Below are 15,231 nucleotides of genomic sequence, written 5' to 3' on the forward strand. Positions count from 1 at the left end.
GCGCCGATCGGGCGTAACCGCAAGTACTCAGGTCAGCGATAACTGCCAGTGTACATAGGACTGGTAATGACTTTCCTGTTCAAGCAGTTCCGCCCGAAGCGGATGTACATCCAGCCAGCCCGCCGGCAATGTGACATTCAGCGCTTCATCATCGGCCTGCATACGTACGGCAGGCAGGGTGTCATCGCGACGGCGACTGGAAAAGATAATCGACAGGCGCAGCAGGCGACACAGGCGCTCTGCCAGACGCGGCGGTACGGCATTTTGTTGGGTCAGTAACGCAAGATCGATGCTGCCGCTTTGGTTTTGCAGTAAGCAGGCGATCAGCTTTTTTTGCGCGGGCGTAAAACCCGGCAGATCAAGATGGCGAACCAGGTAGGCAGCATGCTGAGGTGCCTGACGGAAATCGACGCTCAGCCCGATTTCATGGATAGCACAGGCGCTCAGCAGTAATTCCCGACAGCGCTGATCCAGTTTCCAGACCACGCTGACCTGGCGAAAAAAACTTTCAGCCAGCTGACGTACCCGATCGGCCTGGCACACATCGATGTTGAACCTGCGCTGAACATTTTGCAGCGTACGGCTGCGAATATCACGATCAACAGGTAAGTGCAGCATTCCGTACACCAGCCCTTCGCGCAGTGCACCACCGGCCAGCGTCATGCTGTCGATATTGAGTTCCTGAAAAATGGCGATCAGGATTGAGAGCCCACTGGGGAACACAAGCGCACGTTCCAGCGTCAGTCCTTCGATTTCAAGCTCTTCCAGCTTGCCACATTGAATAGCGCGCTGCTTTAACTGCTGGAGTTTGCTCAGGGTGATGCGCTCATCCATGCCCTGTGCCACCATGATTTCCTGTAACGCCTGCACGGTGCCGGATGCACCGACGCAAACCTGCCAGCTCTGTTTGCGCAGTTCTGCCGAAATGGGCTGCAGCATGGCTTTGGCGGCCTGTTCTGCCTGGTCAAAATTTTCCTGCGCCAGGTGACGATCGCCAAAGAAGCGTTCCAGCCAGGTGACACAGCCCATCTGCAAACTAAACAGCACGCTGGCATGGGAGCCGTCACCGGTGGCTAACTCGGTACTGCCGCCGCCGATATCGACAACCAGACGTTGATCGGAGCCGCCGGTGGTGTGCGCCACGCCTTGATAAATCAGACGGGCTTCTTCTTCACCGCTAATCACATTGACGGCGCAGCCCAGAATCTGTTGAGCCTTATCCAGAAAGACCTGTGCATTTGCTGCAATACGCAGCGTAGCCGTCGCCACCACCCGAATCTGGTCAGGCGGAATATCCTGAAGTTGTTCCGAGAAAAGCCGCAAACATTGCCAGCCCCGCGCCATCGCTTCAGCTGACAAATGATTGGCGCTGTCCAGGCCAGCAGCCAGGCGCACCTTGCGTTTGATTTTGGCGATAGTCTGAATACTGCCAGACACTTCGCTGACTACCAGCATGTGGAAGCTGTTAGATCCTAAATCAATCGCAGCATAGAGTGTCGATGCGCTTAGCATGGTGAACTTAACCCGAACGTTTACGGTTGTTATGACGTGGAGCACCGCGACGACTGGCGTTATTTCCGCCACGACGCTGACCGTTGCCTGTACGATTACGCGTCAGACGTTTCGGCGGTGGGAGTTCACTTAACAGCGCATCGCTGTTGTATTTGCTCACCGGAATACTGTGACCAATGTACTCTTCAATACCCGGCAGATTTAACGCGTACTCTTCGCATGCCAGGCTGATTGAGTGGCCGCTTGCCCCTGCGCGTCCTGTACGGCCAATGCGATGAACGTAGTCCTCGCGGTCATCAGGCAGATCGTAGTTAAAGACATGTGTCACTGCGGGAATATGCAGGCCACGTGCCGCAACATCGGTCGCCACCAGGATATCGATGTCACCTTTGGTAAAGTCATCCAGAATGCGTAAACGCTTCTTCTGAGCCACATCGCCGGTCAGCAAGCCTACACGGTGACCGTCCGCAGCCAGATGGCCCCAGATATCTTCACAGCGATGTTTCGTATTGGCGAAAATAATCGCGCGATCGGGCCATTCTTCTTCCACCAGCGTTTGCAGCAAACGCATTTTCTCTTCGTTGGAAGGATAGAAAAGCTCTTCTTTAATGCGGTGGCCCGTTTTTTGTTCCGGCTCGACTTCAACGTATTCGGCGCTGTTCATGTGCTCAAAGGCCAGTTCACGCACGCGATACGAGAGCGTGGCGGAAAACAGCATGCTCAGGCGTTGAGTTGCGGGTGGCATGCGGCGGAACAACCAGCGAATATCTTTAATAAAGCCGAGATCGAACATGCGATCGGCTTCGTCCAGCACCATGACCTGTATGGCGCTGAGGTTGACGTGATTCTGCTTCGCATAATCAATTAAGCGACCCGTGGTGCCGACCAGAATATCGACACCGTTTTCCAGAACTTTTAACTGCTTGTCATAGCCGTCACCACCGTAAGCCAGGCCTAGTTTCAGGCCGGTCGATGCCGCCAGCGGTTCTGCATCCGCATGAATTTGCACGGCAAGTTCACGCGTAGGTGCCAGAATTAACGCGCGTGGTTGGTTAACCTGGCGTCCCTCTGGTGCAGGGTGAGAAAGAAGATGATGAAACGTTGACGTTAAAAACGCCATCGTTTTGCCGGTACCGGTTTGCGCCTGACCTGCGACATCACGCCCTGAAAGCGTAAATGGCAGTGCTAACGCCTGAATAGGCGTGCAGTTATGAAACCCTTTTTTATCAAGGGCTTCCACTACCTGTGGGTGCAGGGCGAAGTCGGAAAACTTCTGTTCAGTTAAGTGTGTTTTGCTCATAGTGTGGTAGAATATCAGCTTACTATCGCTTTACGAAAGCGTATCCGATGAAATAAAGTCAACCAACATTGGTTTATATTACGCCAATTCGCCAGGCATAATCTTGTGGAGTAAAACATGAGCAGCGATAAAATCGTTCATCTGACCGATGACAGTTTCGACACCGACGTGCTGAAAGCCGACGGCGTTATACTGGTAGATTTCTGGGCTGAATGGTGTGGTCCTTGTAAAATGATCGCCCCAATCCTTGATGAAGTTGCAGAAGAGTATGATGGCAAGCTGACCATCGCTAAGCTGAATATTGACGATAACCCAGGTACCGCACCGAAATACGGCATTCGTGGCATCCCGACGCTGCTGCTGTTTAAAAACGGTGAAGTCGCTGCAACGAAAGTGGGCGCATTGTCCAAAGGTCAATTAAAAGAGTTCCTGAACGCCAACCTGGCGTAAGCGGGCTGAACGTTCGGCAGTGGTTAAATTTTTTCCTCCTGCTGGACGTTCGCTTTTAAGCGTGCTAACTTATTTTCACTGCACTATGATCATACCTTGTAGTTAGTATTCAAAGTTTTCCCTTGTTAAACCCTGTCGCACTGTACCTACCAGCGGTTTAGCAATCTAACGACTAGCTCTACTCTGACTTAAATCGACCGACTCCTCGCTTCCAGTCATCATTCAAGACAACGATCGTTGAGAAGAGTTGAAAAGTCATTAACAGAACAGGCATGGATTAACTGCCATACCATTCACGACAAACATTTCGAGTATTACCCCGAGTTTAAGAACCCATCACTATGAATCTTACCGAATTAAAAAATACGCCGGTTTCTGAGCTGATTACCCTCGGCGAGAATATGGGGCTGGAAAACCAGGCTCGTATGCGCAAGCAGGACATTATTTTCTCAATCCTGAAGCAGCACGCGAAAAGCGGCGAGGACATCTTCGGTGATGGTGTGCTGGAGATATTGCAGGATGGATTTGGATTCCTCCGCTCTGGAGACAGCTCCTACCTCGCCGGTCCTGATGACATCTACGTTTCTCCCAGCCAAATTCGCCGCTTTAACCTCCGCACTGGTGACACCATCGCCGGCAAAATTCGCCCACCAAAAGAAGGTGAACGCTATTTTGCGCTGCTGAAAGTTAATGAAGTCAACTACGACAAGCCTGAAAACTCGCGCAACAAAATTCTGTTTGAAAACCTTACGCCGCTGCACGCTAACAGCCGTCTGCGTATGGAGCGCGGTAATGGATCAACCGAAGACTTAACGGCGCGCGTACTGGACCTGGCGTCGCCCATTGGCCGCGGTCAGCGTGGCCTGATTGTTGCTCCGCCAAAAGCCGGTAAAACCATGCTGCTGCAGAACATCGCACAGAGCATTGCCTATAACCATCCTGACTGCGTGCTGATGGTGTTGCTGATCGATGAGCGTCCGGAAGAAGTGACAGAGATGCAACGCCTGGTCAAAGGCGAAGTGATTGCCTCAACCTTCGATGAGCCGGCTTCGCGTCACGTTCAGGTCGCAGAGATGGTGATCGAAAAGGCTAAGCGCCTGGTTGAGCATAAAAAAGACGTCATCATTCTTCTTGACTCCATTACGCGTCTGGCCCGTGCCTATAACACCGTGGTGCCGGCCTCCGGTAAAGTGCTGACAGGTGGTGTGGATGCTAACGCCCTGCATCGTCCTAAGCGTTTCTTTGGTGCGGCGCGTAACGTGGAAGAGGGCGGCAGCCTGACCATTATCGCGACTGCGCTGGTGGATACCGGTTCGAAAATGGACGAAGTGATTTACGAAGAGTTTAAAGGCACCGGTAACATGGAGCTTCATCTCTCACGTAAGATTGCGGAAAAACGCGTCTTCCCGGCCATTGATTACAACCGTTCCGGTACACGTAAAGAAGAGCTGTTAACCTCTCAGGAAGAACTGCAGAAAATGTGGATCCTGCGTAAAATTATTCACCCAATGGGCGAAATCGACGCGATGGAGTTCCTGATCAACAAGTTGGCCATGACCAAAACCAACGATGAATTCTTCGACATGATGAAGCGCTCTTGATCCTTTTAAGCGCCATCTGAGCAGGATGGCGTTTTTTACTTTAAAAGATCGTAAAATAGCTCTGACGCCACGTTCTGACGTGGCGTTTTTCATTTACGGGCTATAGGATTGTGGTCTGGCAGACGTAATAATAATGACGGTGAAAGTGGTGGACGGTTGACCGTCCGTACACCGCTTAATGCCGAATTCGGAATCTGGGACGGTAATATGCGCCTTCTTTCGCGTATTGTGTGTATCCAGGATGATAGCTGAGAGCGTTTAACGTGAATTTACTCACTATGAGTACTGAGCTTGGTTTAGTTTTTGTCTTTTCCCTGGCGTTTCTTTTCCTTGCTCGTAATGCAGCCGAGAAAATTGGACTGGTTGACAAGCCCAATATGCGTAAGCGCCACCAGGGAGTAGTACCGCTGGTGGGGGGCATATCCGTTTATGCAGGTATCTGTTTCGCCTTTTACATTACTAATTATTACCTGCCGCACGCCATGCTTTACCTGGCCTGCGCGGGCGTACTGGTATTTGTCGGGGCGCTGGATGACAGGTTCGACATCAGCGTAAAAATTCGCGCGACAGTACAAGGTATTGTGGCTGTAGTGATGATGTTTTTTGGCAAGCTCTATTTGCTGAGCCTCGGATTTATCATAGGCCCGGTTGAATTGATTGTCGGGCCGTTTGGTTACGTCCTCACTCTTTTTGCTGTCTGGGCAGCCATTAATGCTTTCAATATGGTCGATGGCATCGATGGCCTTTTAGGGGGGCTTTCCATTGTGACCTTTGCGGCAATGGGAATTATTCTCTACCTTGATGGCCAACACAGCCTCGCAATGTGGTGCTTCGCGATGATCGCCGCCACATTACCCTATGTTTTTCTTAATCTCGGTTTTCTGGGCCGGCGCTACAAAGTTTTTATGGGGGATGCGGGCAGCACTATGATTGGCTTCACCATCATATGGATTTTGCTCGAAACGACTCAGGGCCTGAGTCATCCTATTACACCTGTTACGGCATTGTGGCTAATCGCCATTCCTTTAATGGATATGGTAGCCATCATGTATCGTCGTTTAAGCAAGGGAATGAGCCCCTTTTCTGCCGATCGTCAGCATATTCACCATTTAATTATGCGGGCCGGTTTTACTTCCCGTCAGGCTTTCGTCCTGATTACTTCCGCTGCGGCACTTCTTGCAGGTATTGGCGTACTGGGAGAATACCTTGCCTTTATACCTGAATGGGTGATGTTAATTCTGTTTCTGATTGCCTTCATGGGTTACGGCTATTGTTTGAAGCACGCATGGCGCGTGGCAAGAAAAATCAGACGCTTTAAACGCCGCCTGAATAATTTTAGAAATGCCAGGAAAAATGAACCCTGATGAGTCTTAAAAAGGATGACGCTGTGATGCCTGCAAACGTTGTGGAGAACGAACTGGATATTCGCGGCCTGTGCTGCCGCTTGTGGCGCGGAAAGCACTGGATAGTCGGTTGCGCAGTGCTGTTTGCAGTGGCAGCCTGGCTGGCGACGCTGCTGATGAAACAGGTATGGAGCACAACGGCGATTACAGGGCGTCCAACGGTGAATATGCTGGGCTCGTACTATTCACAGCAGCAGTTTCTCAATAACCTGGATGTACGCAATGACGCCGTGACGTTAACCAGCGCGTCTCCCAACGCGATGGATGAGGTTTATCAGGAGTTTCTGGTGCAGCTTTCCTCCTGGGATACTCGTCGCGAGTTCTGGCTGCAAACCGACTATTACAAAAGCCGGAAAAGCGGCAATGCGCACAATGATGCGGTCCTGTTAGATGAGCTAATTGATAATATCCAGTTTACGCCAGCGGATACCGCGCGTAACACGTTCGACAGCGTCAAACTGAAAGCGGAAACGGCGAGCGATGCCAACAACCTGTTGCGTCAGTACATTGCCTATGCCAGTGAGCGCGCAGCACGTCATCTCAACGCGGAGCTAAAAGGTGCGTGGCAGGCACGAGATGCGCAACTTCAGGCACAGGTCAGGCGTCAGGAAGCTATGGCGAATGCCGTCTTCCAGCGTCGCATTCATCGTCTGGAACAGGCGCTGAAGGTGGCCAGCCAAAAAGGAATTACTGAAAAACAGACGAATGAAGTCAGTGAGAGTCTTGCTGACAGCGACCTGTTTTTAATCGGTCAGCCGCTATTGCAGGGGCAACTCGACACCCTGCGTGCGACGGGACCGAGCTTTGATATAAGCTACGATCAAAATAAAGCGATGCTGACGACACTGGATGCAGGACCTGCGTTAACCAATAAATTTCAGACCTACCGTTATTTACGTACACCGGAAGAGCCGGTGTCACGTGACAGCCCACGCCGGGTATTTATGATGGTGATGTGGGGCGCGGTAGGGGCACTGGTTGGCGCCGGTGTGGCACTGGCACGTCGTCGGCGACCCATGTCAGATACACAAGATTGAGAGAAACAGTGTGAAAGTTCTGACAGTTTTTGGCACCCGACCTGAAGCCATTAAGATGGCACCACTCGTTCAGGCCCTGGCACAGGATCCGGCTTTTGAATCACGGCTGTGTGTAACCGCACAGCACCGTGAAATGCTCGATCAGGTGCTGAGCTTATTTCAGCTTCAACCTGACTACGACCTCAATATTATGCGGCCTGAACAAGGATTAACGGAAATAACCTGCCGTATCCTGCAAGGCATGCACACCGTCCTTCTCGATTTCAAACCCGACATTGTTCTGGTTCACGGTGACACCACAACCACGCTGGCGGCCAGTCTGGCTGCGTTCTATCAACAAATACCTGTCGGCCATGTTGAAGCGGGTTTAAGGACAGGCGATCTGGCATCGCCGTGGCCTGAAGAGGGCAATCGTAAACTGACAGGCCATCTGGCACGGCTGCATTTCACGCCAACCTCCCGTTCCCGACAGAACCTGCTGGATGAAAATCTGCCCGATGACAGCATTGTGATTACCGGCAATACGGTGATTGATGCCCTGCTGTGGGTGCGCGATCGGGTACTGGATGATAACGCCATTAATGCGCAACTGGCTGCACGTTATCCGTTTCTGGATGAAAACAAAAAGCTGGTACTGGTAACGGGCCATCGGCGGGAAAGTTTTGGCGGGGGGTTTGAGCGTATTTGTAGCGCTTTAGCCGAAATTGCGCGTCAGCACCCTGAGGCGCAGATCGTTTATCCTGTGCATCTCAACCCGAATGTCCATGAGCCCGTTAACCGCATTCTGCGCGACATCAAGAACATAGTACTGATTGAGCCGCAGGAGTATCTGCCGTTTGTCTGGCTCATGAATCGTGCCTGGCTCATTCTCACCGATTCTGGCGGAATTCAGGAAGAAGCGCCTTCACTGGGTAAACCCGTTTTGGTGATGCGTGAAACCACGGAACGGCCAGAGGCGGTTGACGCGGGAACAGTAAAGCTGGTGGGAACGGATACGGCGAAGATTGTTGCCGAAGTCAGCGCATTACTGAATGACGACGAGGCCTGGCAGACCATGAGCCGCGCCCATAATCCCTATGGGGATGGCAATGCCTGCGGGCGAATCTTACAAGCCTTAAAAGATAACAGAGCCAACTTATGAGTTTTGAAACCATTTCCGTCATTGGACTGGGTTACATTGGGCTGCCTACCGCAGCCGTTTTTGCCTCAAAGGGAAAAAAAGTGGTGGGCGTTGATATCAATGCCCGGGCTGTTGACACCATCAACCGCGGTGCCATTCATATCGTCGAACCCGATCTGGAACAGGTGGTGCAGGCAGCCGTTGCGCGTGGCGATTTACGTGCCACCACGCAACCGGAAGCGGCGGACGCCTTTTTGATTGCCGTCCCTACGCCTTTCCAGGCCGATCGCCAGCCCGACTTACGTTTTGTGCAGGCGGCCGCAATATCCATCGCACCGGTTTTGAAAAAAGGCGATCTGGTGATTCTGGAGTCGACGTCTCCGGTAGGCAGTACCGAGCAGATGGCGGAGTGGCTGGCTGCCGAGCGGCCTGATTTACGTTTCCCCCAGCAGGGCGATGAACCGGACGTTTTTATTGCCTACTGCCCTGAGCGTGTTTTGCCCGGCCAGATCATGGTTGAGCTGATTAAAAACGATCGTGTTATTGGCGGCATGACGCCAGCCTGTTCTGCCCGTGCCAGCGCGTTATATCGTATTTTTCTCCAGGGCGAGTGCGTGGAAACTCATGCCCGTACCGCCGAAATGTGCAAGCTGACCGAAAACAGCTTCCGGGACGTAAACATTGCGTTTGCCAATGAGCTGTCCCTGATCTGTGCTGAGCAGCAGATTAATGTCTGGGAGCTTATTGCGCTGGCAAACCGTCATCCTCGTGTGAATATTTTGCAACCCGGTCCCGGCGTAGGCGGACACTGCATTGCCGTCGACCCCTGGTTTATCGTGGCGCAGAACCCTGACTTAGCGCGACTGATCCGTACCGCCCGCGAAGTGAATGATGCCAAGCCACACTGGGTACTGGAGCAGGTAAAAAAAGCACTGGCAGACTGTCTGACGCAAACCGATAAGCGCGCCAGCGATCTGACGATTGCCTGTTTTGGCCTGGCGTTTAAGCCAAATATTGATGACCTGCGTGAAAGCCCGGCGATGGAAGTCGCCCATTTGATTGCAGACTGGCATCAGGGCCGTACCTGGGTGACTGAACCGCATATTGAGCAGATTCCCGAACGTCTGGAAGCGCAGGCCACGCTGGTGTCAACAGAGCAGGCGCTGCAACAGGCCGATATTCTGGTGATGCTGGTCGATCATCAGGCGTTCCGCGCCATTGATGCGGCGCACGTGACCCAGCAATGGGTCGTTGATACGAAAGGTGTCTGGCGCTGAAAACAGACGCTGATTAACAAAGCTCTGAGGAACACATGTCCGTTCACGTTAAGGTCAATCCCCTCGACTGGGAGAGCCAGTTTTTCGGCATCCAGTCTGTCAGACTGGAAACGGGTGGAACATTGCCGCTGGAAAGCGCGCTTCAGCATCCTTGTGCGTTGTTTCAAATTAAAGTGCCCGCTGATCAGACCGCCACCATTGACGCCCTGAATCAACATCAGTTCCAGTTGGTGGAGGGCGAGGCGGAGTTGTCCCTCACGATTAAACGAACCGAGCGGCAAACGGGGGTTCGTATTGCCCGTCAAGGCCAGATCCCCGCACTGCGTGAGGCGGCTTCTCAGGCCTTCCGCCAGAGTCGGTTTCGTTCGCCGTGGTTTGCGCCAGATGAGAGCGGACGTTTTTACGCGCAGTGGATTGAAAATGCGGTACTTGGCACCTTTGATCATCAGTGTCTGGTGGCCTGCGATGACAGCGGTGCGCTGCAGGGATTCGTGTCTTTGCGTGAGGTAGATGGCGATGCCCGCATTGGCTTACTGGCTGTCGTGCCTGCGGCGCAGGGGCAAAGCATTGGTCAGCGCCTGATGCTGGCGGCAGCTGACTGGGGACGTGTACGCCAGCTCGATCGGCTGCGCGTCGCAACACAAATCAGCAATCTCACGGCGATGCGTCTTTATTTACGCAGTGGTGCACGACTGGAAAGCACGGCGTACTGGTTTTACAGGAGAGGTCATGATTCCCTTTAATGCGCCCCCGGTTGTGGGCAGCGAAATCGACTATATGCAGTCGGCCATGAGCAGCGGCAAGCTCTGTGGCGATGGTGGTTTTACGCGCCGTTGCCAGCAGTGGATGGAACAGCGTTTCGGCAGTGCAAAAGTGTTACTGACGCCTTCCTGTACCGCATCACTGGAAATGGCGGCATTGCTGATCGATATTCAACCCGGCGATGAGGTCATCATGCCGAGTTACACCTTTGTGTCCACTGCGAATGCCTTTGTACTCCGGGGCGCAAAAATCGTGTTTGTGGATGTGCGCCCTGACACGATGAATATGGATGAAACGCTGATCGAAGCCGCCATCACGGATAAAACGCGTGCTATCGTACCGGTACATTATGCCGGCGTTGCCTGTGAGATGGACACGATCATGGCGCTGGCGGCCCAGTACAAGCTGTTTGTCATTGAAGATGCTGCGCAGGGCGTGATGTCACGTTATAAAGGGCGGGCCTTAGGCACTATCGGTCATATCGGCTGCTTTAGTTTTCACGAAACCAAAAACTACACGGCGGGCGGAGAAGGCGGTGCAACGTTGATTAATGATGCCAGCCTGGTTGAGCGTGCGGAAATCATCCGTGAAAAAGGCACCAACCGCAGCCAGTTTTTTCGTGGTCAGGTAGATAAATATACCTGGCGCGATATGGGATCCAGTTATCTGATGGCGGATCTACAGGCGGCTTATCTTTGGGCGCAACTGGAAGCCTCCGAGCGTATTAACCAGCAGCGGTTGCGGTTATGGCAGCGCTACTATAATGCGCTAAAACCGCTGTCAGAAAGCGGCCACATTACCTTGCCCACGGTTCCGGCCGACAGCCAGCACAACGCGCACATGTTCTATATTAAACTGCGCGATCAGGAACATCGTCAGGCGTTGATTAACTGGCTTAAAGAGGCCGAAATCCTGGCCGTTTTCCATTATATTCCGCTGCATACTTCACCTGCTGGCCTGCAGTTTTCCCGTTTTGCGGGCGATGACCGTTTCACCACGGCCGAAAGTGAGCGCTTATTGCGCCTGCCGCTGTTTTTTAACCTGTCAGATAATAACCAGAGCACGGTTATCAGCTCACTGCTGAGCTTCTTTTCCTGATGTCATTAGCCAAAGCCTCTGTATGGACGGCCTCTTCAACTCTGGTCAAAATTGCCGTGGGCCTGCTGGTGGTCAAGCTGCTGGCGATCAGTTTCGGCCCGGAAGGCGTTGGTCAGGCGGGGAATTTTCGACAGTTGATCACGGTGCTGGGCGTTCTGGCGGGGGCCGGGATTTTCAACGGCGTCACAACCTTTGTCGCGCAATATCGCCAGCAACCGCAGCCGTTGCGCGCGCTGGTTGGAACGGCCTCGGCGATGGTGACAGGCTTTTCAACACTGCTGGCGCTGGTTTTTTTGCTGGCTGCAGCCCCTGTCAGTACCGCCTTGTTTGGGCACGATCGCTATCAAAACGTTATCCGTATCGTTGCTTTTTTGCAGTTCGGCATTGCCTGGGCCAATCTCATTCTGGCTTTAATTAAAGGCTACCGGGATGCACAGGGTAATGCGTTGGCGCTGATGACAGGCAGCGTGACTGGCGTAGCCGGTTATATGCTGTGCTGGGGGCTGGGAGGGTACGCGGGCGCATTAACCGGTTTAGCGATGGTGCCGGCATTACTGGTTATTCCTGCCCTGGTGATATTCAGGTATCGTGTGCCGCTGCCCTTAAGCTGGCTGCGTCCGCAGTGGCAGCCTGAGATGGCGCGTCAGCTGGCAAAATATACGCTGATGGCACTGATCACCGCCGTCACGCTTCCGGTTGCCTGGGTCATGATGCGAAACCAACTTGCCGCTCACAACGGCTGGGCTCAGGTCGGTTTATGGCAGGGCGTAACCAGTATTTCCGATGCTTACCTGCAGTTTATTACCGCAACCTTTAGCGTCTGGCTGCTGCCCACGCTGGCCAGGTTAGAAAACAAAACAGAGATTGCACGAGAGATCGGACGGGCATTGCGCTTTGTGTTGCCGGCTGTCGCGGCGGCCAGCCTGATCGTGTGGGTAATGCGGGATATCGCTATCCGCCTGCTGTTTTCTGCCGCATTCCATGATATGCGGGATCTGTTCGTCTGGCAGTTGTGTGGGGATGTTTTTAAAGTGGGGGCTTATGTTTTTGGCTATCTGGTCATCGCGAAAGCATCGTTACGTTTTTATGTGCTGACGGAAATCAGTCAGTTTGCGTTACTGACCCTGTTTTCCCGTTGGCTGATTCCGTTACACGGTGCCAGTGGCGCAGCGCAAGCCTATATGTTCACGTACATTACCTATTTCGCGCTCTGCTGTGGCGCCTTTATTCTCTACTGCCGAAGAAAATGACTTTGATTCACGTTTTGGGATCGGATATTCCCCATCACAATCTCACGGTGTTGCGTTTTTTTAATGACGTGATGAGCACCGAACTGCCTGCGCCTGTGGCGCGTCACTTTATGGTGGTCACCAGGCAGCCGGAAAGCCTTATTGGCTTTGATGCATTGCGCATTGAAACGTTTAGCAGCAAGAAAGCGCTCTCTGAAGCACTTTTACGCCGGGCTAAACAGCGCGAGCAGCGTTTCTTTTGCCATGGACAGTTTAATCCCTGGCTGTGGCTGGCGTTACTGAGTGGCAGGCTGCACCGGTCTCAGGTGTACTGGCACGTCTGGGGCGCCGATTTATATGAAGACTCGCGTAGCCTCAAATTCCGCCTGTTTTATTTTCTGCGTCGTATTGCGCAGGGGCGAATTGCACGTGTCTTCGCGACTGAAGGCGATCTGTATCATTATCAGCAACGCCATCCTTCGGTACCGCGCACCTTACTTTACTTTCCAACCCGCTTACCCACCGCGGCGATAACGCCCCGCCCGGATGACATCCTGACGGTGCTGCTGGGGAATTCAGGCGATGCCAGTAATCGTCATACAGAAGGGCTGGAGGCGATTCGGGCGCAGTTTGGCCAGAATGTGCGTATTGCGGTGCCGCTTGGCTATCCGCCCAATAACGATGAGTATATTGCCCGGATTCAGAATGCCGCTGACAGACTTTTTCCTCAGGGGCAGGTAACGTTACTGCGTGAAAATTTGGCCTTCGATGATTATCTGGCATTGTTGGCGCGCTGCCATTTAGGCTATTTTATGTTCGAGCGGCAGCAGGGCGTAGGCACGTTGTGTTTGTTGATTCAAGCCAATATCCCCTTCGTGCTGACGCGTAAAAATCCTTTCTGGCGTGATGTCACCGCGCAACAGCTTCCGGTCCTGTTCAGCGATGATGCGCTGACGCCTGCTATCGTTGCAGAAGCGCGCCGACAGCTCATGGGATGCGACAAGCAGCACGTTGCGTTTCTGGCGCCGGGTTATCTCGTGGGTTGGCAGGCGGCGTTGCGCCTTTGCGAAGGAGAGCCTTCATGAGTCTACTGGCGTTTAGTGGTCTGCTGTTAGTCTACGTGCTGTCACTCATGATCATCGTCACGCTGAATGTACGCGAGATGAAACAGGAACGATTTAACTTTCACCTGTTTTTTACCTTGCTGTTTCTGCTGACCTTTTATTTTGGGTTTCCGCTTACCAGCATTCTGGTGTTTCGTTTTGACACTCAGGTGGTGCCGGCCGATTTTTTACTGCAGGCGATGCTGTCTGCCACAGCGTTTTATGTCATTTACTTTGTCAGTTACAAGGTCCGTCTCAGGCCGATGGCGACATCACCTGCCCGGCCCTGGCTACAGATGAACCGTGTGGAGACGCATTTGACCTGTGGCCTGCTGGCGCTGGTCGCCATCGCGACCGTGACGGTTTTTTTCATCCATAACGGCTTTTTATTATTTCGCCTCACAGCCTACAACCAGATCTTTTCCAGTGAGGTTTCGGGTGTCGCTCTGAAGCGCTTTTTCTATTTCTTTATTCCGGCGATGTTGATCCCGTATTTTTTACATCCTACACGCCGTAACTGGCTGCTCTTTCTGATTGTCACCGTCAGTTTTGGCTTGCTGACCTATGCGCTGGTTGGCGGGACGCGTGCCAATATCATCATCGCTTTTGCGCTGTTTCTGTTTATCGGAATTACGCGTGGCTGGATAACCTTATGGATGCTGGCCGTCGCTGGCGTGATGGCCATTGCCGGTATGTTCTGGCTGGCGCTGCGACGCTATAACCTGGACGTAATGGGCGCAGAAGCGTTTTATACCTTTCTTTATCTGACCCGGGACACTTTTTCGCCCTGGGAAAATCTGGCGTTGCTGCTCGAAAATTACCATAAAATCGATTTTCAGGGTTTAGCGCCCATGTGGCGTGATTTCTATGTATTTATCCCGTCATGGCTGTGGCCCGACCGTCCTCTGACCGTCCTGAACAGTGCCAACTATTTCACATGGGAGGTGCTTAATAACCATTCAGGTCTGGCGATCTCTCCTACCTTGATCGGTTCACTGCTGGTGATGGGCGGTATTGGGGCGATAGTGCCAGGTGCTGTGGCTGTGGGCTTAATCATTAAAGGCTTTGATAGCTTGTATAAGCGCGGACGCAGTGAGTCAAATCGCTATACGGGGGCCATTCTACAAAGTTTTTGTTTTGGTGCGGTATTCAACATGATTGTACTGGCGCGTGAAGGGCTGGATGCATTTGGCTCCCGCGTGGTGTTTTTTTGCCTTATTTTTGCGGCCTGCCTGGCGGTAGCGAAACTGCTTTACGGATTACTGAATCATGTCGGTCTGATTCGCAGCCGTAGAGAACGTCCGCTGCATAGCCCATCCTGACGCTGATGCACCTCTGG

13 protein-coding genes are annotated in these 15,231 nt (G+C 52.8%); 11 read left to right on the forward strand and 2 right to left on the reverse strand.

Annotation, left to right across the window (positions count from 1 at the left end; genetic code table 11):
* Positions 1-27: 27 nt before the first annotated feature.
* Positions 28-1,512: a guanosine-5'-triphosphate,3'-diphosphate diphosphatase gene (gppA, locus tag C1N64_RS03560; RefSeq protein WP_006121428.1), complete on the reverse strand. Its 1,485-nt coding sequence runs from the start codon at positions 1,510-1,512 to the stop codon at positions 28-30.
* A 7-nt stretch (positions 1,513-1,519) separates the two neighbouring features.
* Complete coding sequence (gene rhlB, locus C1N64_RS03565) at positions 1,520-2,812, reverse strand: ATP-dependent RNA helicase RhlB (protein ID WP_033737345.1); 1,293 nt, start codon at positions 2,810-2,812, stop codon at positions 1,520-1,522.
* Between the two features lie 117 nt (positions 2,813-2,929).
* Here rhlB and trxA point away from each other — a divergent pair, with 117 nt between their 5' ends.
* The 11 genes from trxA to wzyE all read left to right on the forward strand — a co-directional run bounded on the left by trxA (position 2,930) and on the right by wzyE (position 15,214).
* Positions 2,930-3,262, forward strand: a complete 333-nt coding sequence (gene trxA / locus C1N64_RS03570; RefSeq protein WP_006121430.1) for a thioredoxin TrxA — start codon at positions 2,930-2,932, stop codon at positions 3,260-3,262.
* A 341-nt stretch (positions 3,263-3,603) separates the two neighbouring features.
* Positions 3,604-4,863 (forward strand): transcription termination factor Rho, encoded by a 1,260-nt coding sequence (gene rho, locus C1N64_RS03575; RefSeq protein ID WP_006121431.1) that lies wholly within the window; start codon positions 3,604-3,606, stop codon positions 4,861-4,863.
* Between the two features lie 278 nt (positions 4,864-5,141).
* Positions 5,142-6,227: a UDP-N-acetylglucosamine--undecaprenyl-phosphate N-acetylglucosaminephosphotransferase gene (gene wecA, locus C1N64_RS03580; protein ID WP_394515257.1), complete on the forward strand. Its 1,086-nt coding sequence runs from the start codon at positions 5,142-5,144 to the stop codon at positions 6,225-6,227.
* A gap of 26 nt (positions 6,228-6,253) precedes the next feature.
* Positions 6,254-7,303 carry an ECA polysaccharide chain length modulation protein gene (gene wzzE / locus C1N64_RS03585; RefSeq protein WP_054634796.1) on the forward strand — a complete coding sequence of 350 codons (1,050 nt, stop codon included), beginning with the start codon at positions 6,254-6,256 and terminating at the stop codon, positions 7,301-7,303.
* A gap of 10 nt (positions 7,304-7,313) precedes the next feature.
* Positions 7,314-8,444 (forward strand): non-hydrolyzing UDP-N-acetylglucosamine 2-epimerase, encoded by a 1,131-nt coding sequence (wecB, locus tag C1N64_RS03590; RefSeq protein WP_033737347.1) that lies wholly within the window; start codon positions 7,314-7,316, stop codon positions 8,442-8,444.
* Positions 8,441-9,700, forward strand: coding sequence for a UDP-N-acetyl-D-mannosamine dehydrogenase (wecC, locus tag C1N64_RS03595; RefSeq protein WP_054634728.1), 1,260 nt, complete (start codon positions 8,441-8,443; stop codon positions 9,698-9,700). Before wecB ends, wecC begins: the two co-directional genes overlap by 4 nt.
* Before the next feature lie 35 nt (positions 9,701-9,735).
* On the forward strand, positions 9,736-10,443 hold the full coding sequence (gene rffC / locus C1N64_RS03600; RefSeq protein WP_133745812.1) for a dTDP-4-amino-4,6-dideoxy-D-galactose acyltransferase: 708 nt from the start codon (positions 9,736-9,738) through the stop codon (positions 10,441-10,443).
* Entirely contained in the window at positions 10,430-11,560 is a 1,131-nt protein-coding gene (gene rffA / locus C1N64_RS03605; protein ID WP_039339223.1) for a dTDP-4-amino-4,6-dideoxygalactose transaminase, read from the forward strand. Before rffC ends, rffA begins: the two co-directional genes overlap by 14 nt.
* Complete coding sequence (gene wzxE, locus C1N64_RS03610; RefSeq protein ID WP_394515258.1) at positions 11,560-12,810, forward strand: lipid III flippase WzxE; 1,251 nt, start codon at positions 11,560-11,562, stop codon at positions 12,808-12,810. Before rffA ends, wzxE begins: the two co-directional genes overlap by 1 nt.
* Positions 12,807-13,874 (forward strand): TDP-N-acetylfucosamine:lipid II N-acetylfucosaminyltransferase, encoded by a 1,068-nt coding sequence (locus C1N64_RS03615; RefSeq protein ID WP_058701513.1) that lies wholly within the window; start codon positions 12,807-12,809, stop codon positions 13,872-13,874. Before wzxE ends, C1N64_RS03615 begins: the two co-directional genes overlap by 4 nt.
* On the forward strand, positions 13,871-15,214 hold the full coding sequence (gene wzyE, locus C1N64_RS03620) for an ECA oligosaccharide polymerase (RefSeq protein ID WP_006121440.1): 1,344 nt from the start codon (positions 13,871-13,873) through the stop codon (positions 15,212-15,214). Before C1N64_RS03615 ends, wzyE begins: the two co-directional genes overlap by 4 nt.
* Positions 15,215-15,231 lie beyond the last annotated feature (17 nt).

It is taken from the genome of Pantoea sp. SGAir0215, assembly GCF_043543215.1.

Excerpts from the sequence above, each read along its gene's own strand:
- gppA (WP_006121428.1), bottom strand. The coding sequence starts at position 1,512 with ATGCTAAGCGCATCGACACTCTATGCTGCGATTGATTTAGGATCTAAC.
- rhlB (WP_033737345.1), bottom strand. The coding sequence starts at position 2,812 with ATGAGCAAAACACACTTAACTGAACAGAAGTTTTCCGACTTCGCCCTG.
- trxA (WP_006121430.1), top strand. The coding sequence starts at position 2,930 with ATGAGCAGCGATAAAATCGTTCATCTGACCGATGACAGTTTCGACACC.
- rho (WP_006121431.1), top strand. The coding sequence starts at position 3,604 with ATGAATCTTACCGAATTAAAAAATACGCCGGTTTCTGAGCTGATTACC.
- wecA (WP_394515257.1), top strand. The coding sequence starts at position 5,142 with ATGAGTACTGAGCTTGGTTTAGTTTTTGTCTTTTCCCTGGCGTTTCTT.
- wzzE (WP_054634796.1), top strand. The coding sequence starts at position 6,254 with ATGCCTGCAAACGTTGTGGAGAACGAACTGGATATTCGCGGCCTGTGC.
- wecC (WP_054634728.1), top strand. The coding sequence starts at position 8,441 with ATGAGTTTTGAAACCATTTCCGTCATTGGACTGGGTTACATTGGGCTG.
- rffC (WP_133745812.1), top strand. The coding sequence starts at position 9,736 with ATGTCCGTTCACGTTAAGGTCAATCCCCTCGACTGGGAGAGCCAGTTT.
- rffA (WP_039339223.1), top strand. The coding sequence starts at position 10,430 with ATGATTCCCTTTAATGCGCCCCCGGTTGTGGGCAGCGAAATCGACTAT.
- wzxE (WP_394515258.1), top strand. The coding sequence starts at position 11,560 with ATGTCATTAGCCAAAGCCTCTGTATGGACGGCCTCTTCAACTCTGGTC.
- C1N64_RS03615 (WP_058701513.1), top strand. The coding sequence starts at position 12,807 with ATGACTTTGATTCACGTTTTGGGATCGGATATTCCCCATCACAATCTC.
- wzyE (WP_006121440.1), top strand. The coding sequence starts at position 13,871 with ATGAGTCTACTGGCGTTTAGTGGTCTGCTGTTAGTCTACGTGCTGTCA.